Annotated in this window: 28 protein-coding genes; 12 read left to right on the forward strand and 16 right to left on the reverse strand. The window is 69.0% G+C overall.

All coding sequences use genetic code 11. The annotated features are described in order from the left end of the window. Positions 1 to 148: 148 nt before the first annotated feature. On the reverse strand, positions 149 to 1,933 hold the full coding sequence (thiC, locus tag ACQPXS_RS24045) for a phosphomethylpyrimidine synthase ThiC (protein WP_433451334.1): 1,785 nt from the start codon (positions 1,931 to 1,933) through the stop codon (positions 149 to 151). Positions 1,934 to 2,173: 240 nt separating this feature from the next. Here thiC and ACQPXS_RS24050 point away from each other — a divergent pair, with 240 nt between their 5' ends. Beyond that, the gene (locus ACQPXS_RS24050) at positions 2,174 to 3,688 is read left to right on the forward strand and encodes a YibE/F family protein (protein ID WP_433451335.1); all 1,515 of its coding nucleotides are present in this window, start codon (positions 2,174 to 2,176) and stop codon (positions 3,686 to 3,688) included. Positions 3,689 to 3,903: 215 nt separating this feature from the next. Here ACQPXS_RS24050 and ACQPXS_RS24055 read toward each other — a convergent pair whose 3' ends face one another. The 4 genes from ACQPXS_RS24055 to ACQPXS_RS24070 form a co-directional block, all read right to left on the reverse strand. Then, a complete protein-coding gene (locus ACQPXS_RS24055) occupies positions 3,904 to 4,341 on the reverse strand; it encodes an SsgA family sporulation/cell division regulator (protein ID WP_351802823.1) in 438 nt (145 codons plus the stop codon). Positions 4,342 to 4,441: 100 nt separating this feature from the next. Continuing rightward, complete coding sequence (locus ACQPXS_RS24060; protein WP_433451337.1) at positions 4,442 to 5,356, reverse strand: IclR family transcriptional regulator; 915 nt, start codon at positions 5,354 to 5,356, stop codon at positions 4,442 to 4,444. A gap of 215 nt (positions 5,357 to 5,571) precedes the next feature. Beyond that, on the reverse strand, positions 5,572 to 5,784 hold the full coding sequence (locus ACQPXS_RS24065; RefSeq protein ID WP_351802827.1) for a DUF5326 family protein: 213 nt from the start codon (positions 5,782 to 5,784) through the stop codon (positions 5,572 to 5,574). A 165-nt stretch (positions 5,785 to 5,949) separates the two neighbouring features. Beyond that, a complete protein-coding gene (locus ACQPXS_RS24070) occupies positions 5,950 to 6,267 on the reverse strand; it encodes a cupin domain-containing protein (protein ID WP_351802829.1) in 318 nt (105 codons plus the stop codon). 57 nt (positions 6,268 to 6,324) lie between these two features. Between ACQPXS_RS24070 and ACQPXS_RS24075 the strand changes: the two genes are divergently transcribed. The 5 genes from ACQPXS_RS24075 to ACQPXS_RS24095 all read left to right on the forward strand — a co-directional run bounded on the left by ACQPXS_RS24075 (position 6,325) and on the right by ACQPXS_RS24095 (position 10,040). Next, positions 6,325 to 6,702, forward strand: a complete 378-nt coding sequence (locus ACQPXS_RS24075) for a phage holin family protein (protein WP_189818452.1) — start codon at positions 6,325 to 6,327, stop codon at positions 6,700 to 6,702. A gap of 7 nt (positions 6,703 to 6,709) precedes the next feature. After that, positions 6,710 to 7,201 (forward strand): low molecular weight protein-tyrosine-phosphatase, encoded by a 492-nt coding sequence (locus tag ACQPXS_RS24080; protein WP_433451338.1) that lies wholly within the window; start codon positions 6,710 to 6,712, stop codon positions 7,199 to 7,201. Continuing rightward, positions 7,198 to 8,346, forward strand: a complete 1,149-nt coding sequence (locus ACQPXS_RS24085; RefSeq protein ID WP_433451339.1) for a cystathionine gamma-lyase — start codon at positions 7,198 to 7,200, stop codon at positions 8,344 to 8,346. Before ACQPXS_RS24080 ends, ACQPXS_RS24085 begins: the two co-directional genes overlap by 4 nt. Positions 8,347 to 8,563: 217 nt before the next feature. Beyond that, complete coding sequence (locus tag ACQPXS_RS24090; RefSeq protein ID WP_433451341.1) at positions 8,564 to 9,469, forward strand: LysR family transcriptional regulator; 906 nt, start codon at positions 8,564 to 8,566, stop codon at positions 9,467 to 9,469. Positions 9,470 to 9,557: 88 nt separating this feature from the next. Beyond that, positions 9,558 to 10,040, forward strand: coding sequence for an NUDIX hydrolase (locus ACQPXS_RS24095; protein WP_351802836.1), 483 nt, complete (start codon positions 9,558 to 9,560; stop codon positions 10,038 to 10,040). A 5-nt stretch (positions 10,041 to 10,045) separates the two neighbouring features. Here ACQPXS_RS24095 and ACQPXS_RS24100 read toward each other — a convergent pair whose 3' ends face one another. Both ACQPXS_RS24100 and ACQPXS_RS24105 read right to left on the reverse strand, forming a co-directional pair. Beyond that, positions 10,046 to 11,305 carry a globin domain-containing protein gene (locus ACQPXS_RS24100; RefSeq protein ID WP_433451342.1) on the reverse strand — a complete coding sequence of 420 codons (1,260 nt, stop codon included), beginning with the start codon at positions 11,303 to 11,305 and terminating at the stop codon, positions 10,046 to 10,048. Between the two features lie 321 nt (positions 11,306 to 11,626). Beyond that, entirely contained in the window at positions 11,627 to 12,259 is a 633-nt protein-coding gene (locus ACQPXS_RS24105) for an HAD family hydrolase (RefSeq protein ID WP_433451344.1), read from the reverse strand. Positions 12,260 to 12,410: 151 nt separating this feature from the next. Between ACQPXS_RS24105 and ACQPXS_RS24110 the strand changes: the two genes are divergently transcribed. Beyond that, positions 12,411 to 13,277 (forward strand): GNAT family N-acetyltransferase, encoded by an 867-nt coding sequence (locus ACQPXS_RS24110; protein ID WP_433451345.1) that lies wholly within the window; start codon positions 12,411 to 12,413, stop codon positions 13,275 to 13,277. Positions 13,278 to 13,351: 74 nt separating this feature from the next. On the opposite strand, the gene ACQPXS_RS24115 is transcribed toward ACQPXS_RS24110, so the two are convergent. After that, the gene (locus ACQPXS_RS24115) at positions 13,352 to 13,771 is read right to left on the reverse strand and encodes a GlcG/HbpS family heme-binding protein (protein WP_356300880.1); all 420 of its coding nucleotides are present in this window, start codon (positions 13,769 to 13,771) and stop codon (positions 13,352 to 13,354) included. Positions 13,772 to 13,883: 112 nt separating this feature from the next. Beyond that, positions 13,884 to 15,092, reverse strand: a complete 1,209-nt coding sequence (locus ACQPXS_RS24120; RefSeq protein WP_433451346.1) for an MFS transporter — start codon at positions 15,090 to 15,092, stop codon at positions 13,884 to 13,886. A 142-nt stretch (positions 15,093 to 15,234) separates the two neighbouring features. On the opposite strand from ACQPXS_RS24120, the gene ACQPXS_RS24125 reads away from it, so the two are divergent. Next, positions 15,235 to 15,693, forward strand: coding sequence for a MarR family winged helix-turn-helix transcriptional regulator (locus ACQPXS_RS24125; RefSeq protein WP_433451347.1), 459 nt, complete (start codon positions 15,235 to 15,237; stop codon positions 15,691 to 15,693). 9 nt (positions 15,694 to 15,702) lie between these two features. Continuing rightward, the gene (locus ACQPXS_RS24130; RefSeq protein ID WP_365324063.1) at positions 15,703 to 16,155 is read left to right on the forward strand and encodes a GNAT family N-acetyltransferase; all 453 of its coding nucleotides are present in this window, start codon (positions 15,703 to 15,705) and stop codon (positions 16,153 to 16,155) included. Positions 16,156 to 16,224: 69 nt separating this feature from the next. On the opposite strand, the gene ACQPXS_RS24135 is transcribed toward ACQPXS_RS24130, so the two are convergent. The 3 genes from ACQPXS_RS24135 to dnaB all read right to left on the reverse strand — a co-directional run bounded on the left by ACQPXS_RS24135 (position 16,225) and on the right by dnaB (position 19,955). Next, the gene (locus tag ACQPXS_RS24135; RefSeq protein ID WP_433451348.1) at positions 16,225 to 17,610 is read right to left on the reverse strand and encodes a serine hydrolase domain-containing protein; all 1,386 of its coding nucleotides are present in this window, start codon (positions 17,608 to 17,610) and stop codon (positions 16,225 to 16,227) included. A 122-nt stretch (positions 17,611 to 17,732) separates the two neighbouring features. Beyond that, entirely contained in the window at positions 17,733 to 18,320 is a 588-nt protein-coding gene (locus ACQPXS_RS24140; protein WP_433455918.1) for a phosphotransferase, read from the reverse strand. 156 nt (positions 18,321 to 18,476) lie between these two features. Then, positions 18,477 to 19,955 carry a replicative DNA helicase gene (gene dnaB / locus ACQPXS_RS24145; RefSeq protein WP_433451350.1) on the reverse strand — a complete coding sequence of 493 codons (1,479 nt, stop codon included), beginning with the start codon at positions 19,953 to 19,955 and terminating at the stop codon, positions 18,477 to 18,479. 481 nt (positions 19,956 to 20,436) lie between these two features. Between dnaB and ACQPXS_RS24150 the strand changes: the two genes are divergently transcribed. Next, a complete protein-coding gene (locus ACQPXS_RS24150) occupies positions 20,437 to 21,774 on the forward strand; it encodes an MATE family efflux transporter (protein ID WP_433451351.1) in 1,338 nt (445 codons plus the stop codon). Between the two features lie 138 nt (positions 21,775 to 21,912). On the opposite strand, the gene rplI is transcribed toward ACQPXS_RS24150, so the two are convergent. The 4 genes from rplI to rpsF all read right to left on the reverse strand — a co-directional run bounded on the left by rplI (position 21,913) and on the right by rpsF (position 23,619). Beyond that, complete coding sequence (rplI, locus tag ACQPXS_RS24155) at positions 21,913 to 22,359, reverse strand: 50S ribosomal protein L9 (protein WP_351802858.1); 447 nt, start codon at positions 22,357 to 22,359, stop codon at positions 21,913 to 21,915. A gap of 18 nt (positions 22,360 to 22,377) precedes the next feature. Beyond that, complete coding sequence (gene rpsR, locus ACQPXS_RS24160) at positions 22,378 to 22,614, reverse strand: 30S ribosomal protein S18 (RefSeq protein ID WP_003949403.1); 237 nt, start codon at positions 22,612 to 22,614, stop codon at positions 22,378 to 22,380. A 58-nt stretch (positions 22,615 to 22,672) separates the two neighbouring features. After that, entirely contained in the window at positions 22,673 to 23,251 is a 579-nt protein-coding gene (locus ACQPXS_RS24165) for a single-stranded DNA-binding protein (protein ID WP_030640108.1), read from the reverse strand. A 77-nt stretch (positions 23,252 to 23,328) separates the two neighbouring features. Further along, positions 23,329 to 23,619 (reverse strand): 30S ribosomal protein S6, encoded by a 291-nt coding sequence (rpsF, locus tag ACQPXS_RS24170; protein WP_014673750.1) that lies wholly within the window; start codon positions 23,617 to 23,619, stop codon positions 23,329 to 23,331. 273 nt (positions 23,620 to 23,892) lie between these two features. Here rpsF and ACQPXS_RS24175 point away from each other — a divergent pair, with 273 nt between their 5' ends. Both ACQPXS_RS24175 and femX read left to right on the forward strand, forming a co-directional pair. Next, positions 23,893 to 24,204, forward strand: a complete 312-nt coding sequence (locus ACQPXS_RS24175; RefSeq protein ID WP_351802862.1) for a hypothetical protein — start codon at positions 23,893 to 23,895, stop codon at positions 24,202 to 24,204. 103 nt (positions 24,205 to 24,307) lie between these two features. Then, the gene (gene femX, locus ACQPXS_RS24180) at positions 24,308 to 25,429 is read left to right on the forward strand and encodes a peptidoglycan bridge formation glycyltransferase FemX (RefSeq protein ID WP_351802864.1); all 1,122 of its coding nucleotides are present in this window, start codon (positions 24,308 to 24,310) and stop codon (positions 25,427 to 25,429) included. Positions 25,430 to 25,510 lie beyond the last annotated feature (81 nt).

Below are 25,510 nucleotides of genomic sequence, written 5' to 3' on the forward strand. Positions count from 1 at the left end.
ACACGGCCCGCGCTCCCGACCGACGTGGGACCGACCGGGCGGCCCACCGGGGTGCCGCCGTCCCGGTGCCCTGACCGGCGCCGGCCGGGTCCGCGCTTCGCGTGACGCCTTGCGGCGGCTCGGAAACGCGGACGCTTGCGTCCGGCCCTCAGTCCGCGATCGGCAGGTACACCCGGTTACCCGCCGCCGCGAACTCCCTCGACTTCTGAGCCATTCCCTCCTCGATCTCCTCCTGGCTGCCGCCGTGCTGACGGCGGATGTCCTGGGAGATCTTCATGGAGCAGAACTTCGGCCCGCACATCGAGCAGAAGTGGGCCGTCTTGGCCGGCTCCGCCGGAAGGGTCTCGTCGTGGAACTCCCGTGCCGTGTCCGGATCCAGAGCGAGGTTGAACTGGTCCTCCCACCGGAACTCGAAGCGGGCGTCGGACAGTGCGTCGTCCCACTCCTGGGCGCCCGGGTGCCCCTTGGCGAGGTCGGCCGCGTGCGCGGCGATCTTGTAGGTGATGACGCCGGTCTTGACGTCGTCACGATTGGGCAGGCCCAGGTGCTCCTTGGGCGTGACGTAGCAGAGCATCGCCGTGCCCCACCAGGCGATCATCGCGGCGCCGATGCCGGAGGTGATGTGGTCGTACGCCGGCGCGATGTCCGTGGTCAGCGGGCCGAGCGTATAGAACGGAGCCTCATCGCAGATCTCCTGCTGAAGGTCGATGTTCTCCTTGATCTTGTGCATCGGGACGTGTCCCGGGCCCTCGATCATCGTCTGTACGTTGAAACGCCTGGCGATCCGGTTGAGTTCCCCGAGCGTCCTCAACTCCGCGAACTGCGCCTCGTCGTTGGCGTCCGCGATCGAACCGGGCCGGAGGCCGTCGCCCAGCGAGTACGTGACGTCGTAGGCGGCGAGGATCTCGCAGAGCTCCTCGAAGTTCTCGTACAGGAACGACTCCTTGTGGTGCGCCAGGCACCACGCGGCCATGATCGAGCCGCCGCGCGAGACGATTCCCGTCTTCCGGTTGGCGGTGAGCGGCACGTACGGCAGCCGGACACCCGCGTGGACGGTCATGTAGTCCACGCCCTGCTCGGCCTGCTCGATGACCGTGTCCTTGTAGATCTCCCAGGTCAGCTCCTCGGCCTTGCCGTCGACCTTCTCCAGGGCCTGGTAGAGCGGCACCGTGCCGATGGGGACGGGGGAGTTGCGCAGCACCCACTCGCGGGTGGTGTGGATGTTGCGGCCGGTGGAGAGGTCCATGACCGTGTCGGCACCCCAGCGGGTCGCCCAGGTCATCTTCTCCACCTCCTCCTCGATGGAGGAGGTGACCGCCGAGTTGCCGATGTTGGCGTTGACCTTCACCAGGAACCGCTTGCCGATGATCATCGGTTCGATCTCCGGGTGGTTGACGTTGGCCGGCAGCACCGCCCGGCCGGCCGCGATCTCCTCGCGGACGACCTCGGCAGACACGTTCTCCCGGATGGCCACGTACTCCATCTCCGGGGTGATCTCGCCCCGGCGGGCGTATGCGAGCTGTGTGACCGCCTCGCCGGCCCGGCCCCGGCGCGGCTGGCGCGGCCGTCCGGGGAAGACCGCGTCCAGGTTGCGCAGTCCGCCACGCGGCGAGGTGTGCTTGATCCCGTCGTCCTCGGGACGGACGGGACGGCCCGCGTACTCCTCGGTGTCGCCGCGGGCGATGATCCAGTTCTCCCGCAACGGCGGCAGGCCCCTGCGGACATCGGTGTCGACGAGCGGATCGGTGTACGGGCCCGACGTGTCGTACAGCGTGACCGACTGCCCGTTGGTGAGATGCACCTGACGGACCGGCACGCGCAGGTCGGGGCGCGAACCCTCGATGTACGCCTTGTGCCAGCCGATGGACTTCCCGGCCTCCTGGGACTTCTCGTCTTGAGCGGAGGCAGGCGTGCGTGCGTCCTTGTTGGTCATGAGACCTACTCCCTACGCCGGCATTACCCGGTAACAGGTTCGGCGGTCGACGCAGCGGTTTCCGTCTGTCGACACCCACGCGGAACATCGCCTGTTCCACGTGAAACATCGCGCCTACGGAGGTCAGCGCCCTCTCAGCCCGGTGCTCCGAGCTCCCGCGTGTGCAAAGGTGCCTCCACGCTAGCGTCATAAGTGGCGCGGTGAACAGTGGGCCCCTGCCGTAGTTGCGATGATCGGGCGGTGACCGGAATGCAGCAGTACCCCTATCGGCCTCCCGAGCCGCGCCACCGACCGAGCTCGGGGCAGGGCGACGACGGCCACGCCTCCGAGTGGGAGGGCGGCCGAGACGACGGCCGCGGTCATGGTCACGGGCAGTCAGACGGACACAGCCGCAGGCACGGCCCGGAGCAGGACCATGGCCACGACGATGGGCACGGACACGGTCATGGCGGCAGCCACGGCCACAGCCACAGCCATGGGCCCGCCGCGCCCGTCTCCCGGCACCTGCGCAAGGTCATCGCCGCGGTCCTGGTCCCGTTCACCGCGGCGGTCGTCGTCGGCCTGGTCGTGCTCTGGCCCGGGGGAGCCCCGCCCCACAAGCGCAGCGGCGTCGGCTTCGACCGGGAGACCCAGCAGGCCACGGTCACCAGGGTCGTCGAGGTGAGCTGCACGTCGGTGAACGCCTCCGGTGGCGCCCCGACCGGCGGCAGCGCCACCGCCGCGGGCACCTCGGCGGATCAGGGGGCGAAGGGAAGCTGCAAGAAGGCGACCGTCCGGGTCGACACCGGCAAGGACAGGGGCCGTACGTTCATCGAGGTCGTGCAGCCGGACCAGAGCCGGCAGCTCAGCCAGGGTGAGAAGGTGGTGGTCGCCTACGAGCCCTCGGCGCCGAAGGACCTGCAGTACTCGGTGACCGACGTGAACCGGAAGTTCCCCATGGCGCTGCTCGCGGGGATCTTCGCGCTCGCGGTCGTGGTGGTCGGCAGGCTGCGCGGCGTGATGGCGCTCGTCGCACTGGCGGTCAGTTTCCTGGTGCTGACCCTGTTCATCCTGCCCGCGATCCTCCAGGGTTCGAATCCACTGCTCGTGGCGGTGGTCGGATCGAGTGCCATCATGCTGCTCGCCCTGTACATGTGCCACGGCCTGTCGGCCCGCACCTCGGTGGCGGTGCTCGGCACACTGGTCTCGCTGCTGCTGATCGGCGTCCTCGGCTCGCAGTTCATCGGCTGGGCCGCCCTCACCGGCAACACGGACGACAGCACCGGCCTGATCCACGGCCTGTACCCGTCGATCGACATGAGCGGTCTGCTGCTGGCCGGCGTCATCATCGGCTCGCTCGGCGTCCTGGACGACGTCACCGTGACGCAGACGTCGGCGGTCTGGGAGCTGCACGAGGCCAATCCGACGATGGGCTGGCGCGGGCTGTACCGCGCGGGCATCCGCATCGGCCGCGACCACATCGCCTCCGTGGTCAACACCCTCGTCCTCGCCTACGCCGGCGCCGCGCTGCCGTTGCTGCTGCTGTTCTCGATCGCGCAGAGCGGCGTCGGGACCGTGGCCAACAGCGAGCTGGTGGCCGAGGAGATCGTGCGCACGCTGGTGGGCTCGATCGGTCTGGTCGCCTCCGTCCCGGTCACCACGGCGCTCGCCGCCCTGGTGGTCTCGGCCGACCGTCCCGGCCCGGACACCGCGGCACCGGCCGCGACACGGCCCGTCCCGGCACGCGGTGGCCGCGGGCGCCGCCGGAAGCGGTAGGGCAGCCCCGGGCCGACACGAGCGGCAGTGGGTCCGCCCGAGGCCGACTCAAGCAAGCAGCAGGCCCGCCGGGAACCGGCCCAGGATGCAGCGAGCCCGCCGTGGCCGGTGCGAGACCCGGTGAGCTCGACCGAGTCTCTACTCCCCGTGCAGAAGCGTTCCTGCACAATCCCACGCGGCACGGCGGAGCGCCCGGCGCCCCGTGCCGTAACGCTTCAGCCGGCGCTCTGTTCCTCGGCCAGGATGCGGTCCAGGGCCTCTTCCAGATGGGCGTCGAAGTCGGCCAGCGCGCCCTCCTGACCGAGCGGCACAAGCTTGTCCGTGCGGTCCAGGAAAGCCACGAGCGGCGGCGCGGAGGAACGGAACAGGGCCTGGTCACCGCCGACCTGAAGCCTGATCAGCACCTCGCCCAGCAGCTCGGAGTCGGCGGGAGCGATGTGCACATCCCCTTCCCCGCACGGCCGGCCGACGCCGTCGATCAACAGCTCACGACCGAACGCCCAGGTCACGGGCGCGTCGCCGGGCAGATGGAAGGTGAGCCGGACGGCATAGGGATCACAGGTCTCGTAGCGCAACTCCACCGGGATGCGGAAGGAGAGCTCCTCCGACACGAGAAAGCTCATGATGACCTCTGCCTGTACGGACTCGCGCATCGTCTACCCCGTCGTATGGACATCGACTGGCCGGGATTGATCCCTCTAACCGTGGTCAAATCTTGCTGAACGTACACAGGAGATCACAAGGAGTAAGTTTTCAGATACTGATAGAGAAGGTGAGCGTTCCCAGATGCCTCCCGATCTCCGTCTGCAGCCGACGCGCCGCGGGCAGCAGCCGGTCGGCCTGGTGCGCGGGAAGCGACATGGCCATGGTGGCCACGGTGGTGCCGACCGTGATCGGGACCGCCGCGCAGACCGTCCCGAGCGCGTACTCCTGACGCTCCACCACCGGTTCCATGCGCGGCAGCCGGGCCAGCCGCCGCAACAGGGCGTCGTTGTCGCGCACCGTGTACGGGGTGAGGGACTGCACGGGGTAGCGCGCGAGATGGTCGCGGCGGGCGTCCTCGTCCAGCTGGGAGAGAAGACACTGCCCGATGGCGTGCGCGTGGCCGGTCTCGCGGAAGTCGGCCCACTCCTCGACCGCCGGCGCCTCGGGCGAGTCGGAGACGCACATGACGTCGATCTCACCGTCCCGGTACATCGCGTAATACACGGGCACACCGATGGAATCACGCCAGTGCGCAAGCGTGTCCGCCACCGCGGTGCGACGTTTCTGCTGGGCTCCGCTGCTGCCCAGCCGTTCGGCCGCCTCACCGAGGAAGAACAGCCCCTTCTCGCGCCGTAGATAGCCCTCGTGCACCAGGGTGCGCAGCAGGTGGTACGTCGTCGGGAGGGCGAGGCCGGTTTCGCGGGCGAGTTGTTTGGCGGGCGCGCCGTACACATGGGTGGCGATGGACTCCAGCAGGCGCATGGCGCGCTGGACGGATCCGATGAGCGTCGCCCCGACCGGCGGGCCGGGGGCGTCGACGGGGGGCGGTGGCCCGGCGGCGTCGGTGGGATTTGGTTGTCCGGGGACCGCGATGGCGGGCGGCCGCTGACTGGGGGGTGCGCAGGAGCGCGGTGGGATGGTGGGTGCGTGCGGTTCCGCCGGTGCGGTGTCAACCGTGGCCAAGGGTCACTCCGGAGCGCGAGGGGCAGCCCGTGCGGGGAGAGCACGGAGGGGGTCTGCGCCGCCCGCGGGGCCGGACCCCGCGGTGGTTGTGGACTCTAATCGTCCACCGCCGCACACAGACGGCCTCACGGGAAACTTCCCTCGCCCGAGGGAAACCGGGTATCGCCTTGCCGGGAACCGGTGATCCCGTTGCCGGTCACCAGTCCCCGGGTCCGTCACCAGTCGCCGCGCGACGAGGAGTTCGACATGAACTTGCGCACGATGTAGATGAGACCGCCGACCAGGGCGACGAAGACCAGCGCCTTGAACAGCAGACCGATCACGAACCCGACCACCGTCGCTATCAGGCCGCCGAACACGACCAGGGCGATGACCGGCACCGCGACCCACTTCACCCACCACGGCAGTCCCGCGAAGATCTCTCGCATCGCCCTCGTCCTTTGCGTTCTCGTACGTCTGAGTGCTCGTACGCGCTTGTCACGTACGGCGTCGATGTCCTGCACTCGATGCTAGGGCCGACGAGGGGTCCCGCGGGGGCCTCGCGTCCCTTGTCCGCCCCTGACCCGTCCCCTAGGGAATCCCGGGGTCCGGGCTCACGCCTCGGGGGGAGAGAAGACGACGAGAACCCTCAGGTCCTCGCTGATGTGGTGGAACTTGTGGGCGACCCCGGCCGGCACGTACACCACGCTGCCGCGCGCCACCTCGGTGGTCTCCAGTCCCACCGTGATGGAGGCCCGGCCGCTGACGACGAAGTACACCTCGTCCTGGTTGTGCGGCGTCTGCGGGTCGTGCTCGCCCGCGTTGAGGGCGTACAGGCCGACGGACATGTTCCGCTCCCGCAGGAACTGAAGGTAGGCCCCCTCGTTGGCGGCGCGCTCCGCCTCCAGTTCGTCCAGCCGGAATGCCTTCATCGCCGCTGTCGCCCTCGCCTCTGCTCAGTTCCGATCCGGTCTGCCACGATCAGACACATGAAGAATTTCGTAGTCAAGACGATCGCCAACGCGGGCGCCCTGGCGGTCGCCGTGTGGCTGTTGGACAAGATCACTCTGACGGGTGACAGCACGGCCAAGAAGGCCGGCACGCTGATCGTCGTCGCGCTGATCTTCGGCCTGGTGAACTGGCTGGTCAAGCCGATAGTGAAGGTGCTCACCTTCCCGCTGTTCATCCTGACCCTGGGCCTGATCACCCTGGTGGTGAACGCGCTGATGCTGCTGCTGACCTCCTGGGTCTGCGGCAAGCTCGACCTGAGCTTCCACGTGGAGGGCTTCTGGACGGCCGTCGTCGGCGGTCTGATCGTCTCCGTCGTCTCGTGGGCGCTGCACGTCGTCCTGCCCGACGAGGACTGAGCCCACGATGACCTACCGCGTCTGCTTCGTGTGCACCGGCAACATCTGCCGCTCCCCGATGGCCGAGTCCGTCTTCCGCGCGCGTGTGGCGGAGGCCGGACTCGAGGACAGGGTGGTGGTCGACAGCGCCGGCACCGGCGGCTGGCACGAGGGCGAGCCCGCCGACCCGCGGACCATCGCGGTCCTCGAGGAGCACGCCTACGACAGCGATCATGTCGCGCGCCGGTTCCAGCCGTCGTGGTTCTCCCGTCTCGACCTGGTGATCGCCCTCGACTCCGGCCATCTCAAGGCCCTGCGCCGCCTCGCGCCGACCGAGGAGGACGCGCGCAAGGTCCGCCTGCTGCGCTCGTACGATCCCGCCGCCGGCGACGACCTCGACGTGCCGGATCCGTACTACGGACACCGGGACGGCTTCGAGGAGTGCCTCGGGATGGTGGAGGCGGCGAGCGTGGGTCTGCTCGCCGCCGTACGCGAGCGGCTGGAAGGACGGGCGGCATGAGCGACACCCCCGAGGACCAGGCACGTACCGGCGACGGCACGCGCGCGGTACGCGCCGGACTGCCCGAACCGGTCAAGCACGAGCCGACCCTGCCCGGACCGGTGTTCGCGGCGCATTTCCACCTGCCCGGCGAGGCGACGGGGCCGTATCTCTACGGCCGTGACGAGAACCCGACCTGGACGCTGCTGGAGCGGGCCGTCGGCGAGCTGGAGGCGCCCGGGCGGGACGACGTCGAGACGCTGGTCTTCGCCTCCGGCATGGCGGCGATCTCCTCCGTGCTCTTCTCCCAGCTGCGCGCCGGGGACGCGGTCGTGCTGCCCTCCGACGGCTATCAGGTGCTGCCGCTGGTCCGCGCGCAGCTGGAGGCGTACGGCGTCGAGGTGCGCACCGCCCCCACCGGCGGCGATGCCCAGCTGGAGGTTCTCGACGGCGCCCGGCTGCTGTGGATCGAGTCCCCGTCGAACCCGGGGCTCGACGTGTGCGACATCCGGCGGCTGGTCGCGGCCGCCCACGCCCAGGGCGCCCTGGTGGCCGTCGACAACACCCTCGCCACCCCGCTCGGGCAGCGCCCGCTGGAGCTGGGCGCCGACTTCTCCGTGGCCAGCGGCACCAAGCAGCTCACCGGCCATGGTGACGTGCTGCTGGGCTATGTCGCCGGCCGCGACGCCGAGGCGATGGCCGCCGTACGGCGCTGGCGCAAGATCGTCGGGGCGATCTCCGGGCCCATGGAGGCCTGGCTCGCGCACCGGTCCATCGCCACGCTCCAGCTGCGCGTGGACCGGCAGAACGCCACCGCCCTCGCGGTCGCCGAGGCGCTGAAGCAGCGGCCCGAGGTGTCCGGCCTGCGCTATCCCGGACTGCCCGACGACCCCGCGCACAAGACCGCCGCGCAGCAGATGCGCCGCTACGGCTGCGTGGTCTCCTTCACGCTGCCCACACGCGCGCGTGCCGAGCGCTTCCTCACAGCCCTGCGCCTGGTGGAGGACGCCACGAGCTTCGGCGGGGTGCGTTCCACGGCCGAGCGCCGCCGCCGCTGGGGCGGGGACGCGGTACCGGAGGGCTTCATCCGTATGTCCGTCGGGGCCGAGGACCCCGAGGACCTGATCGCCGACGTGCTGCGGGCCCTGGACGAGTCGGCCGAGTGACTGCGCGGCCGTCCGGCCGAGGACGCACGACGGTCCGAGCCTCCCCCCTCGTGGCTCGGACCGTCTTCGGTTCCTGCGCGTGAAGAACCGCGCGAACAAGGCTAGTTGACTCTCTGTCAGTGTCCAATCACGCTAGCGACAGAGACCTATCGACTTATTTATAGTTGGGGCCTGCCTGAGGGCCGGAGGAGGGCAGAGATGGGGGGAAGGGGACGCCATGGACCTGGCCTTGCTGCGCACTTTCGTCACTGTGCACCGGGCTGGATCCTTCACCCGCGCCGCCGCTCTGCTCGGCCTCTCCCAGCCCGCCGTCACCTCGCAGATCCGCACACTGGAACGGCAGCTGGGCAAGCCTCTCTTCCTTCGCCAGGCGCGCGGGGTGACCCCGACGACCATCGGCGACGAACTCGCGCACAAGGCCGCCCCCCACCTCGACGCCCTGGTGGAGATAGCCGAGAGCGGCCTGGACGACGAGTCCTCGCTCAGAACCCTGCATCTCGCCGGCCCGCCCGAGTTCACCGCGGAACGCGCCCTGCCCGCCCTGACGGAGCTGACCGGCGACGACGGCCAGGGATTCGCGCTCCGCGCCTCCTTCGGCACGGCGGAGGAAGCGCTGGAGGGGCTCGCCTCCGGACATCATGATCTGGCCATCAGTACGGCCCGTCCGCGCGGCGCTCTGCTGACCGCGACTCCGCTCTGCGACGAGGAACACGTACTGGTCGCCGCTCCTCGCTGGCTGGAGCGGATCGGTGCGCAGGCGCTGCGCCTGAAGGGAGCGCCCGCGCTGGAGGATCTTCCCGTCGTCGAGGTCCACGAGTCGCTGCCCTTCGTCTCCCGCTACTGGGCCTCCGTCTTCGACTCGCGTCCAGCCGCCTCGGGCACGGTCATCGTTCCGGATCTACGGGCGGTCCTCGCCTGCGCGATCGCAGGTGCCGGACTCGCGGTGCTGCCCCGCTATCTGTGTGCTCCCGCCCTCGCCGGCGGCACGATCGCGACGCTGCACGATCCGCCCGTGCCGCCGCTGCGCACCTACTTCCTGGTGGTGCGCACCGGCACCCTCGCCATGCCCCACATCGCCCGGGCCCACGAGTGGCTTCAGCGGGCGGCCACGGCCTGGTGCTGAGGCCCTCCAGCACAGCGCCCACGCATGGCGATCACAAGGTGACTCTATGCAATGTTTCACGTGGAACCAGCCGGGCCACATTTCTCCCATGACCGTCCGACCCGTGGTCAAGCGCACCGCCCGCGCCGTTCTTCTCGACGGTGACGACCTGATCCTGATCAAGCGCACCAAGCCCGGTGTCGATCCCTACTGGGTCACCCCCGGTGGCGGGGTCGAGCCCGGGGATCCGACCGTCGTGGACGCCCTGCACCGGGAGGTGTCCGAAGAACTCGGCGCCAAGATCACCGATGTGGTGCCGTGCTTCGTGGACACCGTCGAGCACATCGGCGAGGACGGCGGCGCCACCGGTGTGAAGGTGCAGCACTTCTTCGTCTGCCGACTGGAGTCCATGGACCCGGCCTTGCGACACGGCCCCGAAGTGGACGAGCCGGCCGGTGAGTACGAGATCGTCCGCATCCCGTTCACCCGTGTCGGCATCGCCTCTGTCCACCTCGTCCCGCTGTCCCTGCGCCACTATCTGGACGGCAACATCGAGGGAGTGCGCGCCATGCACGCTCCCGACCTCGGTTAGCGCGCTCAGCCTCCGACGACGAGCAGGTCCTCCACCGAGTCGTGCCGTATGCGACTCGACGGAACACCGATGTCCCGGAGCGTGTCGACGCCGCTGCGGATCATTCCGGGCGGGCCCGAGAGGTAGGCGTCGTACTCGTTCCAGGGGCCGTAATCGCGCACGGCATCGGGGAGCTGGATGTGGGCCTGCTGGTCGATGACCGCCCGGACCGACAGCCAGGGGTGGCTCTGCTGGAGCCGGAGCATGGTGTCGATGTCGTAGAGGTCGTGGTCGGTGCGGGCGCCGTAGAACACCTCGACAGGCCGACGCGCTCCACGCTCGGCGACGTCCTCGACCAGGGCCTTGATGGGCGCTATGCCGGTGCCGCCGCCCAGGCAGAGCAGTCCGCTGTCGGTCGTATGGTCGACGGTCATGGAGCCGGTCGGCGGCCCGAGGCGGATGACGTCTCCGGGCCGGGCGCGGTGGACCAGGGCGTTGGAGACCCAGCCGGCCGGTACGGCCTTCACATGGAAGGTCAGCAGACCGTCCGAGCGGGGCGCCGAAGCGAACGAGTAGTGCCGCCAGACCCGTGGCCACCAGGGCGTCTCCACGCTCGTGTACTGGCCGGCGAGAAAGGGGTAGGGCTGGTCGGGGCGGACGGTGAGGATCGCGACGTCGGGGGTTCTGAGGTCGTGGGTGACGACCTCGGCGTGCCACCAGGCCGGAGACCGCAGTTCGTCCGCCGCCGCGGCGTCGATCATGACCTGCGAGATCTTCGTGTAGGCCCGCACCCAGGCCGCCTCGGCCTCCGGGCTCCAGACGGCGGTGGCGTACCTGCTCAACGCGCCGATCAGGCATTCCCCGACGGCCGGATAGTGCTCTGCGCGGGTCCCGTACTTGCGGTGTCCACGGCCCAGGTTCTGCAGGTAGTCGACGAGGACCGAGGTGTCGTCCAGGTATTCGGCCGCGGTGAGCAGCGCCTTCAGCAGGCGCTCCCGCTGGATGTCCATCGCGGCCGGGAACAGTGCCCGCAGCTCTGGGTGGCGGACGAAGAGCAGTGCGTAGAAGTAAGAGGTGACCTTGTCGGCGATCGGGCCTATCTCGGCCATCGTGCGGCGTATGAGGACGGCGTCCGCAGACCCCTCCTGGGCGGCCGGCGCCGGACGTTGAGCCGGCACGCGCTCCGGGCTGTCCGGCGGCGGAGCCGACGATGCCAGGCGCGGCCTGAACCAGCCGTCCCCGCCTGGCATGCCGTTCTCCCCCGACGTGGTGGTCGGAGCGTCCATGGTGCCCTCGCCTCGAACGTCTTGCGGTCGGTCTGCGCACCTTCTCTTGGAGAAGGTGCCTGCTTTCCCCCCGTCGGGCGGCCTGCCGTAGCACCGCGCAGCGTTGCATCCCGATCGGATGCCGCGGTCACCTATCCGGAAACGCGAATCTCTCGCTCTCCGTCCCGTTACGCTGCTCGCCCTGCTCTCGGCTCGCACGGGACAAGTGGACTCCATCCCGGGCGTGAACCGGAGTCGACCCTACCGGCCGCCGCCGCGCACACAAGTCCCCCCTTCCTTCCTCACGAATCGGGCAAGGATGCGAACCATGAAGTCCGACAATTACCGGGCAGAACGAACCAATTCATAGGCATCCCACAGATCCCGCCCCGCGTAGGAGTGCGTTGCGAGTCCCGACAGGTGGGCATCCGCATTGACCGCTACGGAAACCGGTACGACAGCAAACAGGTCCTTGTCCGACAGCGAATCGCCGTAGGCCACACAGTCCGCCCGTGCCACGCCGAATTCCTCGCAGAGCCGGTCCGCGACGGTCACCTTGGCCGCGGCACTGAGCACGCCGGACGGATCCACGGGCTCGGTGAACGGAACGGCCGGGAAGCGGGATCCATGCGCCGCGTGAGCGCCCCAGTCAAGAAGGCGTTCCACGAAGAAGGACGGTGAGAGCGACACCACCGCGCAGTATTCGCCCGCGCCTCTGATCTCTGCCCAGACCTCCCGGATGCGGGCCAGCCAAGGAGCTGCCTCGAAAGCGGCGCTGATATGCGCCTCGGTCAGATCGGACCACAGGTCGTACACCTGCGCCGCGTACTCCGGCGCACCGATCCGGCCCTCCGCAATCGCCCGGTCCAGCGCCACGGTCTCCGCTTCCAATCCCAGTTGGCGGGAAATCTCCACGGGAGCCGTACTGCCGTGCAGCAATGTGCCGTCGAGATCGAAGAGATGAAGTCTCGCCATGGCCCCCGAGGCTAACCGGCTGTCGATGTTTCACGTGAAACCCTCCCCGCTGTCCACGGGTTGTGCATGGGGCCACGAGATGACCAAAAGCACGTCTGTCTGCGGGGAAACGGGTGGACGTCGAGGGTGCCGGTCGGACAGCCTGACCTGCGTGTCGACTCCTTCCCTTGCCGCTCTGCCCATCCGTCGTCTGACGCTTCGCGATCTCACCGTCTGCGCCGACTTGTCCCAGGACCGGGGGTGGCCACGCGAGGAACACAAGTGGGGATTCCTCCTCACGGCCGGAAAGGGCTTCGGCATCGACGACCCTCAGGGAGGACTCGTCGCCGCATGCGTCGTCACGGAGTACGGCCCGTGGGGGCGTCCGGATCTCGCGGCCATCGGCATGGTTCTGGTGGCCGGACGCCATGCCCGTCAGGGTGTCGGGCGCCGCTTGATGCGCCACGTCCTGTCGACCATGGGAACCACTCCGCTCACCCTGCACGCCACCCCCAACGGCCGTCCCCTGTACGAGGAGCTGGGCTTCAAGGTGACGGGCCGGGCGGAGATGCTGAAGGGCCGCTTCACTCCCGGCGGGACGGAATCCGGAGTGTTCACCCGTGCCGCTGCCGCGGAGGATCTGCCCGCGATCCTGCGTCTCGACGAGAAGGTGTTCGGCGCCGACCGCACTCCCCTGATCACCCGTCTGCCCGCCTTCGCCGACCAGTTGCGGGTGGCCGAGGAGGAGGGCCGGATCATCGGCTACGCGGCCGCGTGGCCCAACATGGACACCCATGTCGTCGGTCCCCTGGTGGCCCGCGACACGGAGACGGCCAAGGCTCTGGTCGGCTCGCTGGCGGCCCACACGGACCGTCCACTGCGCACCGACATCGATGTGCGCCATGAGGAACTGCTGACCTGGGCGAAGGCGCGGGGCCTGGCCTCCGTGGCCTTCAACGCCGTGATGACGTATGGCACCACGGACCTCCCGGGGGACTGGACCCGCCGGTTCGCCCCGCTGACCGTGGCCGCGGGCTGAGCCGTCGTACGACGAACGCCGGTCCCACCGCGTCGTGTGGCGAGACCGGCGTTGTCCCTGTGGGGGGTCGTGCCTCAGGCGAGTGCCCGCACGGCCGCGGTGGCGAAGCCGTGGTCCTGCTCCGGCGCACCCCCGCCGACGCCGATGGCGCCGATCAGGCGGCCGTCCCGGTGGACGGGCACTCCGCCGGCGATGAACAGCAGAGGCCGGTCGAGGGCCGTGGGCAGCGTGTGGAAGAGGCCGCCCGGCTGCACGGCGTCGACCAGGTCGGCGGTGGGGGTGTTCAGCTGGAGTGCCGTGTAGGCCTTGCGGGTGCTGGTCTCGCCGGAGATCAGCACGGCCCGGTCGTCCCGGCGGAAGGCGAGCAGGTGGCCGCCCGCGTCCAGGACGGTGACGCTGACGGTGACCCCGGCGTCCTCGGCCGCGCGGCGGGCCGTGGCGACGAGCAGTTCGGCGTCGTCGATGGACAGCGGGGCGACGGCGGTGGTGCTCATGGAGACTTTCTCCTCGGGTGTAGCTGAGAGGGGGGTACTTGCCGTACCGGGATGAGAGCCCCGGTACGGACGTCTTGGGGATTCGGGTGCGGTGCCCTGTGGCGCGAAGGACTCAGTGGTGGACCGGCGTCTGCCGGCCGGCGGGCGTCCCGGCGGCGACCACGGTGCTGCGGGCGCCATCACGGCGCTCCAGCGCCGCCGACAGGACGGCGAGGACCAGGGCGGCCGCGGCGAGTACGGCGCCCACCCAGTTGGGGGCCGTGTAGCCGAAGCCGGCCGCGATCACGATGCCGCCGAGCCAGGCGGACAGCGCGTTGCCCAGGTTGAAGGCGCCGATGTTCACGGCCGACGCCAGCGTCGGGGCACCGTGCGCCTGGTCGAGCACGCGCTTCTGCAGCGGCGGTACGGTCGCGAAGCCCAGGGCGCCGATCAGGGCGATGGTCACGGCCGCCGCGATCTTGTTGTGCGCGGTGAGCGTGAAGAGCGCCAGGACGACGGCCAGGGCGCCCAGGGAGACGTACAGCATCGGCATCAGGGCGCGGTCGGCGAACTTGCCGCCGACGAGGTTTCCGCCGACCATGCCGATGCCGAACAGGACCAGCAGCCAGGTCACGGAGCCGTCGGCGAAGCCGGCGATGTGGGTCATCATCGGCGCGATGTAGGTGATGGCCGCGAAGACGCCGCCGAAGCCGAGGACGGTCATCGCCATGGCGAGCAGGACTTGCGCGTTCTTGAAGGCGGCCAGTTCGTGCCGCAGGTGCACACCCTCGGGCCTCGGCATCTCGGGCACCAGCTTGGCGATGCCGGCGAGGCCGACGACCCCGAGGGCGGCGACGATGCCGAAGGTGACGCGCCAGCCGACGTGCTGGCCGATGAGCGTGCCCAGCGGGACGCCGACGACATTGGCGACGGTCAGACCGGTGAACATCATGGCGATGGCACCGGCCTTCTTGTGGGGCGCCACGAGCTCGGCCGCCACGACCGAGCCGATACCGAAGAAGGCACCGTGCACGAGCGAGGCGACCACACGTCCGATCAGCATGATCGCGAAGGCTGGGGCGACCGCGGACACCAGGTTCCCGGCGATGAAGAGGCCCATGAGCAGCATCAGCATGCGCTTGCGCGAGATCTTGGTGCCGAGCACGGTCATCAGCGGGGCGCCGATGACCACGCCGAGCGCGTAGCCCGTCACGAGCAGGCCCGCCGTGGGGATGGACACCCCGAAGTCGCCCGCGACCTCGGGCAGCAAGCCCATGATCACGAACTCTGTCGTTCCGATTCCGAAGGCCCCGATCGCGAGGGCCAGGAGCGCGAGAGGCATGGAGGGGTACGCCTTCCAGACGATTGCAGGTGCGCTTTGCGTGCGTCCACAATAGTTGCAGACGCGGGCTAAATGCAAGCGCGCACTATTGCGTGCTTGCTCTACTCTTGATGCAGCCGCTCCGGGACGGAGGAGAACGCCAATGACAGCGACGGACCCCGCGCTCACTGCCCTCGCGCAGGGCTGGTGCGCCCTCTCTGCCCTGCATGGAAGGATCGAGGCGCACATCGAGCGCGCCCTGCAGGCGAAGCACGACCTGAGCGTGCGCGAGTACTCACTGCTCGATGTACTGAGCCGCCAGCACGACGGCGAAGGGGGTCATCTGCAGATGAAGCAGGTCGCCGACGCGGTCGTCCTCAGCCAGAGCGCCACCACGCGCCTGGTGACCCGGCTGGAAGACCGCGGCCTTCTGGAGCGCTACCTGTGCCCCACCGACCGGCGCGGTATCTACACCAACGTCACCGAGGCGGGCCTGCGACTGCTGGAGGAGGCGCGCCCCACCAATGACGCCGCCCTGCGCCAGGCCCTGGACGAGGCCTCCAGGAACCCTGAACTGGCCCCCTTGGTACGGGTCGTGGAGTCGCTGAACGTACCGGCATAGGGTGCACGCATGGGAGATCTTGAAATACGGCGTGCGACCGCCGACGACCTTCCGGCGATCGTCGCGATGCTCGCCGACGATCCGCTCGGTGCCCAGCGCGAGTCCCCCGACGACATGACCCCGTACCGGGCCGCGCTGGGACGTCTGGAGGCCGACCCGAACCAGCACCTCGTCGTCGCCGTCCGCGAAGGCCGCGTGATCGGGACCCTCCAGCTCACGATCATTCCGGGCCTCTCCCACAAGGGAGCGACCCGTGCGCTCATCGAGGCCGTCCGTATCCACGCGGATGAACGGGGCAGCGGGCTGGGTGGCCTGCTGATCGAGTGGGCCATCGACACCGCCCGCCGGCTGGAGTGCCGGATGGTGCAGCTGACGTCCGACAAGACACGCACCGACGCCCACCGCTTCTACGAGCGGCTTGGCTTCAGCGCCACGCACGAGGGCTTCAAATTGCGGCTCTGACAGCGCCGCCGGACCAGGAACAGCACAGGGGTGTGCTTCACGTGAAACACACCCCTGTGGCGTGCAGAGCTAGCCGATCCCCCGCCATCCCTCGGGGTCCACGCCACCGGGGATCGGCGCCTCGGGGTCGTACGGCTGCCGCGTGAACACGAACGAGCCGAGGTCGAGATGACTCAGGGTCCCGTCCGTGCGCCGCACCGGCCGCAGCAGCTCTCCGGCGAAGTAGCCCTCCAGCCCGGTCCAGGTGCCGTCACCGTTGGAGCGGAAGCGGGAACGCCGGCCGCTGCCGCTCAGCGGACCTAGCGCGAGAAGGCCGTCGGCGGTCACCCGAAGACCGAAGGCACTGGTCCCCCAGTACCACTGCCCCGCCAGCTCCAGGACCGCCGGGTCCACCTGGCGCAGCGGCCGCCAGGGCTCCGGGATCCGCGGCTCCGTCTCGGCGACGATCCGCACCAGGTCGGCGCCCACCGCTCCCAGCAGCGGCCCACTGGTGCAGTTGGCGAGCACCACCGCGGCCACGTCGTCCTCGACGCTCAGGGTGAGGTTCGCCAGGAAGCCCGGCAGTGAACCGGAATGGCCGACCAGGAGGCGGCCGTCACGGCGCTGGATCTGCAGCCCTAGTCCATACGTCGCCCCGTCCAGCACGTCCGCCGCCTCGGCGGGCGCCGCAGGCGTGCGCATCTCCCGCACCGACTCCGCGCTCAGCACCCGGTCGTCACCCGCGGCGAGAAACGCGGCGAACCGCGCCAGGTCCCCCGTCGTCGACCACAGTTGGCCGGCCGGAGCCATCCTGCCCAGATCCTCCAGCGGCTCCGGCAACATCGCGTCCGCCCATGGATGCACGGCCCATCCGCCGGCATGCGGAGCCTGCGGCTGCGTGCTCGTACGGTGCAGTCCGAGCGGTTCGAGGATCTCGCTGCGCAGCACCTCCTCCCAGGAAGCGCCTCGCAGCTCCTCCACCAGCGCGCCGAGCACCGTGTAGCCGGGGTTGGAGTAGTGGTGCCGTCGGCCGACGGGGTGCACAAGGGGCTGCTCGCCGAGGACGTCGCTCAGCTCCGGGCGCAGGGTGCCTGAGGTCCGTTCCCACCAGGGCGCGGGTGACTCGGCCGCCAAGCCCGCGGTGTGTGCGAGCAGTTCGGCGATCGTCGCCTCGTCCGCACCGGTGCCGGGCAGATGCTTCTCCAGCGGGTCACCGAGGTCGAGCAGGCCCTCGTCACGCAGCCGCATCACCAGGACGGCGGTGAAGGTCTTGGTGATGGACCCGATCCTGTACTGCACGTTCTCGTCCGGCCCGTGCCCGTCCACCGAGGTCCGCGCCCCGTGCCACACGGCCTGTCCGCCCCTCACCACGGTCGCGACCAGCGAGGGCGCCCGCCCTTCGGCCTGGGCGACGGCGATCCTGTGCAGCAGGGCGCGGCGCGTTCCGGGGAGCAGCTCTTCCTGAGATGACGTCATGCGCCCAGTCCACCTGCTGTGGCGGCGGACGTCGAGTTCATTTCCCCGGCAAAGCCGTCCTCCCCGCGCCGGCTGCAGGTTCCCGCGACTCGTGCCACAGCGCAGCGCCGTGACCTGCGGCTTCACTGTCGCTCTGTCAGCCTTGGGTCGGTCTGCCTCGCGTGGATGCCGAAGCGCAGGGTGACCAGGTCGAATCGACGATCATCGCGGGCGGCGCCGTCCCAGTCGACGACTCCCGTGATCACTCCGTCGGTCGCCAGCATGTTGCCCGGATGGAAGTCGAAGTGCACCGCGTCGGCTCCGGTCGACCGAGGCGGGCTGTCGGCACCGACAGACGCGATCCAACGTTCCAGCGCCGCACTGCGACCGTTGTGCCGACGCAGCGGCCCGTGCAGGCAGTAGCGGGCACCGTCCTCCCGCAAGTGAAGCTCCACCGCGGGGATGTCAGGGCGGTCGGCAAGCCGATCCGCCTGCAACTGGTTGAGTTGGAGCACCTGGTCCAGGCTGCGGTGGTCGAGGTGGTCGATCTTCTTGCCCGGCAGCAGCTCTTGCACCATGATCACCGCGTGGCCGACCTGGGCAACCAGCTCGGTAGCCGGAGCCGGATAGCCCGCCAGCCGTAGCGCCTCGGTAACGGCAAGCGGTCCCGCCCGCATCTCTTCGGCCGAGCTGTGAGGCCGCCACTTCAGGACGGACCGGTGACCGTCCATCCAGCGCACATAGGCGGCACCCACCTGTCGCCCGGGCAGACACCTTCCAGGGTCAAGCGAACGCCGGCCTGTGCGTGCAGGGCGTCGATCATCCGGGCGGCATCGAGCCGCTCAGCACGGGCCCACGTATGGGGAGAAGAACTCACTGGGTCGCTATCAGGTCTGGGCCATGTCCACGAAGCGGGAGTAGTGGCCCTGGAAGGCGACCGTGATGGTGGCCGTGGGGCCGTTACGGTGCTTGGCCACGATCAGGTCGGCCTCGCCCGCGCGCGGGGACTCCTTTTCGTACGCGTCCTCGCGGTGCAGCAGGATGACCATGTCGGCGTCCTGCTCGATGGAGCCGGACTCACGCAGGTCGGAGACCATCGGCTTCTTGTCCGTGCGCTGCTCGGGACCACGGTTGAGCTGCGAGAGCGCGATGACCGGGATCTCCAGCTCCTTGGCGAGCAGCTTGAGGTTACGGGACATGTCCGAGACCTCCTGCTGACGGCTCTCGGCGCGCTTGGAGCCGCCGGACTGCATCAGCTGGAGGTAGTCGATCACGACCAGCTTCAGGTCGTTGCGCTGCTTCAGGCGTCGGCACTTGGCGCGGATCTCCATCATCGACAGGTTGGGGGAGTCGTCGATGTAGAGCGGTGCGGCCGAGACATCCGGCATACGGCGGGCGAGCCTGGTCCAGTCCTCGTCGGTCATCGTGCCGGACCGCATGTGGTGAAGGGCGACCCGGGCCTCGGCGGACAGCAGGCGCATCGCGATCTCGTTGCGGCCCATCTCGAGGGAGAAGATGACGCTCGGCAGGTTGTGCTTGATCGAGGCGGCCCGGGCGAAGTCCAGCGCAAGCGTCGACTTACCCATGGCGGGTCGGGCGGCGATGACGATCATCTGGCCGGGGTGCAGGCCGTTCGTCAGCGAGTCGAAGTCGGTGAAGCCGGTCGGCACACCGGTCATCTCGCCGCTGCGCGAGCCGATCGCCTCGATCTCGTCGAGGGCGCCTTCCATGATGTCGCCGAGCGGCAGATAGTCCTCGCTGGTGCGCTGCTCGGTGACGGCGTAGATCTCGGCCTGGGCGCGGTTGACGATCTCGTCCACATCGCCGTCGGCCGCGTATCCCATCTGTGTGATGCGCGTGCCCGCCTCGACCAGGCGGCGCAGCACCGCCCGCTCATGGACGATCTCCGCGTAGTACTCGGCGTTGGCCGCCGTCGGCACGGTCTGGACGAGGCTGTGCAGATACGCGGCCCCGCCGACCTTGTTGATCTCGCCGCGCTTGGTGAGTTCGGCGGCGATGGTGATCGGGTCGGCCGGCTCGCCCTTGGCGTAGACGTCCAGGATCGCCTGGTAGATCGTCTCGTGAGCGGGCTTGTAGAAGTCGTGGCCCTTGAGGATCTCGACGACGTCGGCGATGGCGTCCTTGGACAGCAGCATGCCGCCCAGCACGGACTGTTCGGCGTCCAGGTCCTGTGGCGGCACCCGCTCGAAGGAGGAACCCCCGCCGTCCCAGGAGGTGCTCTCCCGGCCCCGGTCGTGTTGTTCGTCACGACCCCGGCCGCCGTCATCGCGTCGACGGGAGGCCGGCAGACGATCACTGGGTCCGGCATCGGCCCACGGATCGTCCAAGGGCTCGGAAATGCTCACCGAGCCACCTCCTCCCGTCCGCACGGCGGACCTCGCCATGCCCTCTGTTCTACGGCACGACACTGACAAATGAGAGGCCCAACTCCGGTTCCGACGCGTCGGATTTGTGAGGATCCGCAGGCCAGGAAAAGGACGCTTTCCGGGCCGAGGGAAGGAGCGGGCGCCGGACAACGGTAGGCCCGTCGGCACCGTCAGCCAATCTGGTTATCCACAGGCCTTGTGGACGACGGCCCGGATGCTGTGGAGAACTCGCCGAAACCTGTGCACGACCCGGTGGACAGCCCTGTGAACAAGCCCTCTCTCACCCTCGCAAGATCGCTCTGACCTGCGGCTTTACCGTCCACCGGCTGTGTAGAAGAAAAACTTCGCCAGTCGGGCCAAGTTCGCATCGAACGGTGCGCGAAAGGACACACCTCGAGGGGAAGCGTAAGGGCCACTCGACCATTGCATCGCTTACCTGTGGACGATTAGATTAGTGCTCGTGACACAGGCTCCCGCGATACCCCAGGCCACCCGTCGGCGGCACGACAGAGAGATCGTCGCGCTGGCCGTCCCGGCCTTCGGCGCCCTCGTCGCCGAGCCTCTCTTCGTCATGGCGGACAGTGCCATCGTCGGCCATCTCGGCACCGCACAGCTGGCCGGTCTCGGGGTTGCCTCGGCCCTGCTCACCACCGCGGTGAGCGTCTTCGTCTTTCTCGCCTACGCCACCACCGCCGCGGTGGCCCGCCGCGTCGGCGCCGGCGATCCACAGGCCGCGATTCGCCAGGGCATGGACGGCATCTGGCTGGCGCTGCTGCTCGGCATGGGCGTCATCGCCGTCGTCCTTCCGCTGGCCCCCGGCATCGTGGACCTCTTCGGCGCCTCCACAACCGCGGCCCCCTATGCCACGACGTATCTGCGCATCTCCTCTCTGGGCATCCCGGCGATGCTGATCGTCCTCGCCGCGACGGGAGTGCTCCGCGGATTGCAGGACACCAAGACCCCGCTCTATGTCGCCGTCGCCGGCTTCGTCGCCAACGGTGCCCTCAATGCGGCACTCGTCTACGGCGCCGGGCTCGGCATCGCCGGTTCGGCCTGGGGTACGGTCACCGCCCAGTGCGGCATGGCGGCCGTCTATCTCACCGTGGTCATCCGCGGGGCCCATCGACACGGTGCTTCCCTGCGCCCGGACGCCGCCGGAATCCGGGCCTCGGCCCAGGCGGGCGTTCCACTCCTGGTCCGCACCCTGTCGCTGCGGGCGATCCTGATGATCGCGACGGCGGTCGCCGCGCATCTGGGCGACGCCGACATCGCCGCCCACCAGATCATCTTGTCCCTGTGGAGCCTGTTGGCCTTCGCTCTCGACGCGATAGCGATCGCGGGACAGGCCATCATCGGCCGCTATCTCGGTGCCAACGACGCCCAAGGAGCACGTGAGGCCTGCCGTCGCATGGTCCAGTGGGGCATCGCGACCGGTGTGGTTCTCGGTCTGCTCGTGGTGGCCGCCCGCCCGCTGTTCCTGCCGCTGTTCACCAGCGACTCCGTGGTCAAGGACGCGGCGCTGCCCGCGCTGCTGATGGTGGCGCTCTCGCAGCCCCTCTGCGGGATCGTCTTCGTGCTGGACGGAGTTCTGATGGGAGCCGGCGACGGGCCCTACCTTGCCGGGGCCATGGTCGTCACCCTCGCGGTGTTCGCTCCGGTCGCCCTGCTCGTGCCTACCCTCGGCGGTGGTCTCACCGCGCTGTGGGCCGCGATGACACTGATGATGACTGTCCGCATGCTGACCCTGTGGCTGCGCGCACGCTCGGGTCGCTGGATCGTCACCGGAGCCACCCGCTGAACGGACCGGCAGGCTCACCCGTCCCGGTTTCACGTGAAACATGCCGCACTGGGCGCTGCGCATTCCGGTCCCGCACGCGAAGAAGGGCCGCCCCGCTAGGGACGGCCCTTCTCTCAGCTGCTCAAGCCGAGCGCAGCGTCACGCCGCGACGACCTCGATGTTGACCTTGGCGGCAACCTCGGGGTGCAGACGCACGGACGTCTCGTGGGCGCCCAGGGTCTTGATCGGGGCGGCCAGCTCGATGCGGCGCTTGTCGACCTCGGGGCCACCGGAAGCCTTGATCGCGGAAGCGATGTCGGCCGGGGTGACGGAACCGAAGAGACGGCCGGAGTCGCCGGAGCGGACGGCCAGGCGGACCTTGACGCCCTCGAGCTGGGCCTTGACCTGGTTGGCCTGCTCGATGGTCTGGATCTCGTGGATCTTGCGAGCGCGGCGGATCTGCTCGACGTCCTTCTCGCCACCCTTGGTCCAGCGGATAGCGAACTTCCGCGGGATCAGGTAGTTGCGAGCGTAACCGTCCTTGACGTCGACGACGTCGCCCGCGGCACCGAGGCCGGTGACCTCGTGGGTGAGGATGATCTTCATGTGTCGGTCACCCTTCCCTTAGCGCGCGGTGGACGTGTAGGGCAGCAGCGCCATCTCACGGCTGTTCTTGACGGCCGTGGCGACGTCACGCTGGTGCTGCGTGCAGTTGCCGGTCACGCGGCGGGCACGGATCTTGCCGCGGTCGGAAATGAACTTCCGCAGCATGTTCGTGTCCTTGTAGTCCACGTACGTGACCTTGTCCTTGCAGAAAGCGCAGACCTTCTTCTTCGGCTTGCGCACAGGCGGCTTCGCCATGGTGTTTCTCCTGTGTGATCAAGAAGTTTGGGGTACGGCCCGCCCCTGGTCCGAGGACCTAGAAGGGGGGCTCGTCCGAGTAGCCGCCACCGCCGCCGGAGCCGCCGCCCCAGCCGCCGCCACCCTGCTGGCCGCCGGCGGGAGCGCCGGTCGCCCACGGGTCGTCGGCCGGAGCGCCGCCGCCCTGCTGGCCGCCACCGGGGCCTCCGCCCCAGCCGCCGCCACCCTGGCCGCCACCGCCGCCGTAACCACCCTGGCCACCGCGGGCGCCACCGGCGGTCTTGGTGACCTTGGCCGTGGCGTTGCGCAGGCTGGGGCCGACTTCCTCGACGTCCAGCTCGTAGACCGTGCGCTTGACGCCCTCACGGTCCTCGTAGGACCGCTGCTTCAGCCGGCCCTGCACGATGACGCGCATGCCTCGCTGGAGCGACTCGGCGACGTTCTCCGCCGCCTGACGCCAGACCGAGCAGGTCAGGAACAGGCTCTCGCCGTCCTTCCACTCGTTCGTCTGGCGGTCGAAGGTGCGGGGAGTGGACGCGACACGGAACTTCGCGACCGCCGCACCGGACGGGGTGAAGCGCAGCTCGGGGTCGTCGACAAGATTGCCGATGACCGTGATGACGGTCTCGCCTGCCATGGGGGAACCTCTCGGCGGGTTTGCTGCTCTGGCTGCTTGGTTGCTACTCGAATCCCGAGATCAGCTGAGCGAAGGGCTCAGTGAGTCTCGGGGCGGAGGACCTTGGTCCGGAGGACCGACTCGTTCAGGTTCATCTGGCGGTCGAGCTCCTTGACGACCGCAGGCTCGGCCTGCAGGTCGATGACCGAGTAGATGCCCTCGGGCTTCTTCTTGATCTCGTAGGCGAGACGACGACGGCCCCAGGTGTCGACCTTCTCAACCTTGCCGCCGCCGTCACGGACGACGGACAGGAAGTTCTCGATCAGCGGGGAGACAGCGCGCTCCTCGAGATCGGGGTCGAGGATGACCATCACCTCGTAGTGACGCATGTGGAACCCACCTCCTTTGGACTCAGCGGCCACGGTCGTTCCGTGGCAGGAGGGTTGTGATGCGTACGCAACGGTATCGGCCACCACTGACAATCGGGGGGCCTCTGAGGGATCCCGCAGTGTTACCTGGGCAGGCATGGGCAGACACCAGTGCAGACGGTACAGACTACCCGCACACCCGCTTCCGGTTGAAATCCGCCCGTGAAGGCCGTCACCCTGTACACGTCGGGTGTGTACGGCGCTACTGTGCGCCGTCTTCCGCAGGAGGTGCCCATGGCACAGGCATTGCATCCCAACGTCGCCGGTTCCCTCTTCGCCACGGACGGCAAGCGCCGTCCGCTCGAGGACGCTCTCATGGCGGGCACGCTCGTCCTCGGCGTGCTGGCCTTCATCACGTCCTTCTTCTCCGGCCTGCACCTGCTGTCCTCGTGGGCCGGGCTGGTGGGGCTGCTCGTCGGCATCTACGGGCAGTGGATCTCGGTGACCACCCGAGAGCGCTTCGGGCTCGTGGTGGGAATGGGCGCCGCTGGAGTCGGTTTCCTCATCAGCATGGCGAACGGCGGATTGTTCGGCGGCCTCTTCTAAGCCGTACGCCCAGTCGGGGCGCTCGCACGGCGCAGTAGGCTTCGGCGCGAGAGCCGGAGCCCCTGTACCCATGGGGACACACCAGCCCGAGGAGCGCCCCGACATGAGCCTGACCCTGAGGACCATCAGCCGCGAGCAACATCTGGCCTACATCCAGAGCCTGCCGGCGGCGAGCCACATGCAGGTCCCGGCCTGGGCCGATGTGAAGGCGGAGTGGCGCTCGGAGAACCTCGGCTGGTTCGACGACCGCACCGGCGAGCTCGTCGGTGTGGGCCTGGTCCTCTACCGCCAGCTGCCCAAGATCAAGCGCTATCTCGCGTATCTCCCCGAGGGCCCGGTCATCAACTGGTTCGCGCCGAATCTGGACGACTGGATCCAGCCGATGCTGGCGCACCTGAAGCAGCAGGGCGCCTTCTCCGTGAAGATGGGCCCGCCGGTGATCATCCGGCGCTGGAACGCCGACACCATCAAGAAGGGCATCCAGGACCAGGACGTCAAGCGCCTGCGGGACCTGGAGGCCGACTTCATCGAGCCGCGCGCCTTCGAGGTGGCGGACAAGCTGCGCCGTATGGGCTGGCAGCAGGGCGAGGACGGCGGCGCCGGCTTCGGCGACGTGCAGCCCCGTTATGTCTTCCAGGTGCCGCTGGCGAACCGTTCCCTGGAAGAGGTCCACAAGAACCTCAACCAGCTGTGGCGCCGCAACATCAAGAAGGCCGAGAAGGCCGGCGTCGAGGTCGTCCAGGGCGGCTACCAGGACCTGGCCGAGTGGCAGCGGCTGTACGAGATCACCGCGGTGCGCGACCACTTCCGGCCCCGCCCGCTGTCGTACTTCCAGCGCATGTGGACGGCCCTCAACACCGAGGACCCGAACCGGATGCGGCTGTACTTCGCGCGGCACAACGGCGTGAACCTGTCGGCGGCGACGATGCTGATCGTCGGCGGACACGTCTGGTACTCCTACGGCGCCTCCGACAACATCGGCCGTGAGGTCCGGCCCTCGAACGCGATGCAGTGGCGGATGCTGCGCGACGCCTACGCGCTCGGCGCCACCGTCTACGACCTGCGCGGCATCTCCGACTCGCTGGACGAGACCGACCACCTCTTCGGTCTGATCCAGTTCAAGGTCGGCACCGGCGGTCAGGCCGCCGAGTACCTCGGCGAATGGGACTTCCCGCTGAACAAGCTGCTGCACAAGGCGCTCGACATCTACATGTCGCGCCGCTGAGCCACAGGCGTTTGATTCCATAGGGTCCACAGCTTTCACACCTCTGATACACCGCAGCCACGAGAAAGGTTCCAGGTCCGG

This window comes from Streptomyces sp. CA-142005 (genome assembly GCF_050942335.1).
Taxonomy (GTDB): Bacteria; Actinomycetota; Actinomycetes; order Streptomycetales; family Streptomycetaceae; genus Streptomyces.

What these genes read in the sequence shown, in the direction of transcription:
- ACQPXS_RS24120 (WP_433451346.1), bottom strand. Translation starts at nt 15,092, where the DNA reads ATGCCTCTCGCGCTCCTGGCCCTCGCGATCGGGGCCTTCGGAATCGGA.
- ACQPXS_RS24080 (WP_433451338.1), top strand. Translation starts at nt 6,710, where the DNA reads ATGACCTACCGCGTCTGCTTCGTGTGCACCGGCAACATCTGCCGCTCC.
- ACQPXS_RS24100 (WP_433451342.1), bottom strand. Translation starts at nt 11,305, where the DNA reads ATGGACGCTCCGACCACCACGTCGGGGGAGAACGGCATGCCAGGCGGG.
- ACQPXS_RS24165 (WP_030640108.1), bottom strand. Translation starts at nt 23,251, where the DNA reads ATGGCAGGCGAGACCGTCATCACGGTCATCGGCAATCTTGTCGACGAC.
- ACQPXS_RS24125 (WP_433451347.1), top strand. Translation starts at nt 15,235, where the DNA reads ATGACAGCGACGGACCCCGCGCTCACTGCCCTCGCGCAGGGCTGGTGC.
- ACQPXS_RS24105 (WP_433451344.1), bottom strand. Translation starts at nt 12,259, where the DNA reads ATGGCGAGACTTCATCTCTTCGATCTCGACGGCACATTGCTGCACGGC.
- thiC (WP_433451334.1), bottom strand. Translation starts at nt 1,933, where the DNA reads ATGACCAACAAGGACGCACGCACGCCTGCCTCCGCTCAAGACGAGAAG.
- femX (WP_351802864.1), top strand. Translation starts at nt 24,308, where the DNA reads ATGAGCCTGACCCTGAGGACCATCAGCCGCGAGCAACATCTGGCCTAC.
- ACQPXS_RS24115 (WP_356300880.1), bottom strand. Translation starts at nt 13,771, where the DNA reads ATGAGCACCACCGCCGTCGCCCCGCTGTCCATCGACGACGCCGAACTG.
- ACQPXS_RS24135 (WP_433451348.1), bottom strand. Translation starts at nt 17,610, where the DNA reads ATGACGTCATCTCAGGAAGAGCTGCTCCCCGGAACGCGCCGCGCCCTG.
- ACQPXS_RS24175 (WP_351802862.1), top strand. Translation starts at nt 23,893, where the DNA reads ATGGCACAGGCATTGCATCCCAACGTCGCCGGTTCCCTCTTCGCCACG.
- rpsF (WP_014673750.1), bottom strand. Translation starts at nt 23,619, where the DNA reads ATGCGTCACTACGAGGTGATGGTCATCCTCGACCCCGATCTCGAGGAG.
- rpsR (WP_003949403.1), bottom strand. Translation starts at nt 22,614, where the DNA reads ATGGCGAAGCCGCCTGTGCGCAAGCCGAAGAAGAAGGTCTGCGCTTTC.
- ACQPXS_RS24130 (WP_365324063.1), top strand. Translation starts at nt 15,703, where the DNA reads ATGGGAGATCTTGAAATACGGCGTGCGACCGCCGACGACCTTCCGGCG.
- ACQPXS_RS24140 (WP_433455918.1), bottom strand. Translation starts at nt 18,320, where the DNA reads ATGGACGGTCACCGGTCCGTCCTGAAGTGGCGGCCTCACAGCTCGGCC.
- ACQPXS_RS24090 (WP_433451341.1), top strand. Translation starts at nt 8,564, where the DNA reads ATGGACCTGGCCTTGCTGCGCACTTTCGTCACTGTGCACCGGGCTGGA.
- ACQPXS_RS24075 (WP_189818452.1), top strand. Translation starts at nt 6,325, where the DNA reads ATGAAGAATTTCGTAGTCAAGACGATCGCCAACGCGGGCGCCCTGGCG.
- rplI (WP_351802858.1), bottom strand. Translation starts at nt 22,359, where the DNA reads ATGAAGATCATCCTCACCCACGAGGTCACCGGCCTCGGTGCCGCGGGC.
- ACQPXS_RS24065 (WP_351802827.1), bottom strand. Translation starts at nt 5,784, where the DNA reads ATGCGAGAGATCTTCGCGGGACTGCCGTGGTGGGTGAAGTGGGTCGCG.
- ACQPXS_RS24055 (WP_351802823.1), bottom strand. Translation starts at nt 4,341, where the DNA reads ATGCGCGAGTCCGTACAGGCAGAGGTCATCATGAGCTTTCTCGTGTCG.
- ACQPXS_RS24085 (WP_433451339.1), top strand. Translation starts at nt 7,198, where the DNA reads ATGAGCGACACCCCCGAGGACCAGGCACGTACCGGCGACGGCACGCGC.
- ACQPXS_RS24095 (WP_351802836.1), top strand. Translation starts at nt 9,558, where the DNA reads ATGACCGTCCGACCCGTGGTCAAGCGCACCGCCCGCGCCGTTCTTCTC.
- ACQPXS_RS24070 (WP_351802829.1), bottom strand. Translation starts at nt 6,267, where the DNA reads ATGAAGGCATTCCGGCTGGACGAACTGGAGGCGGAGCGCGCCGCCAAC.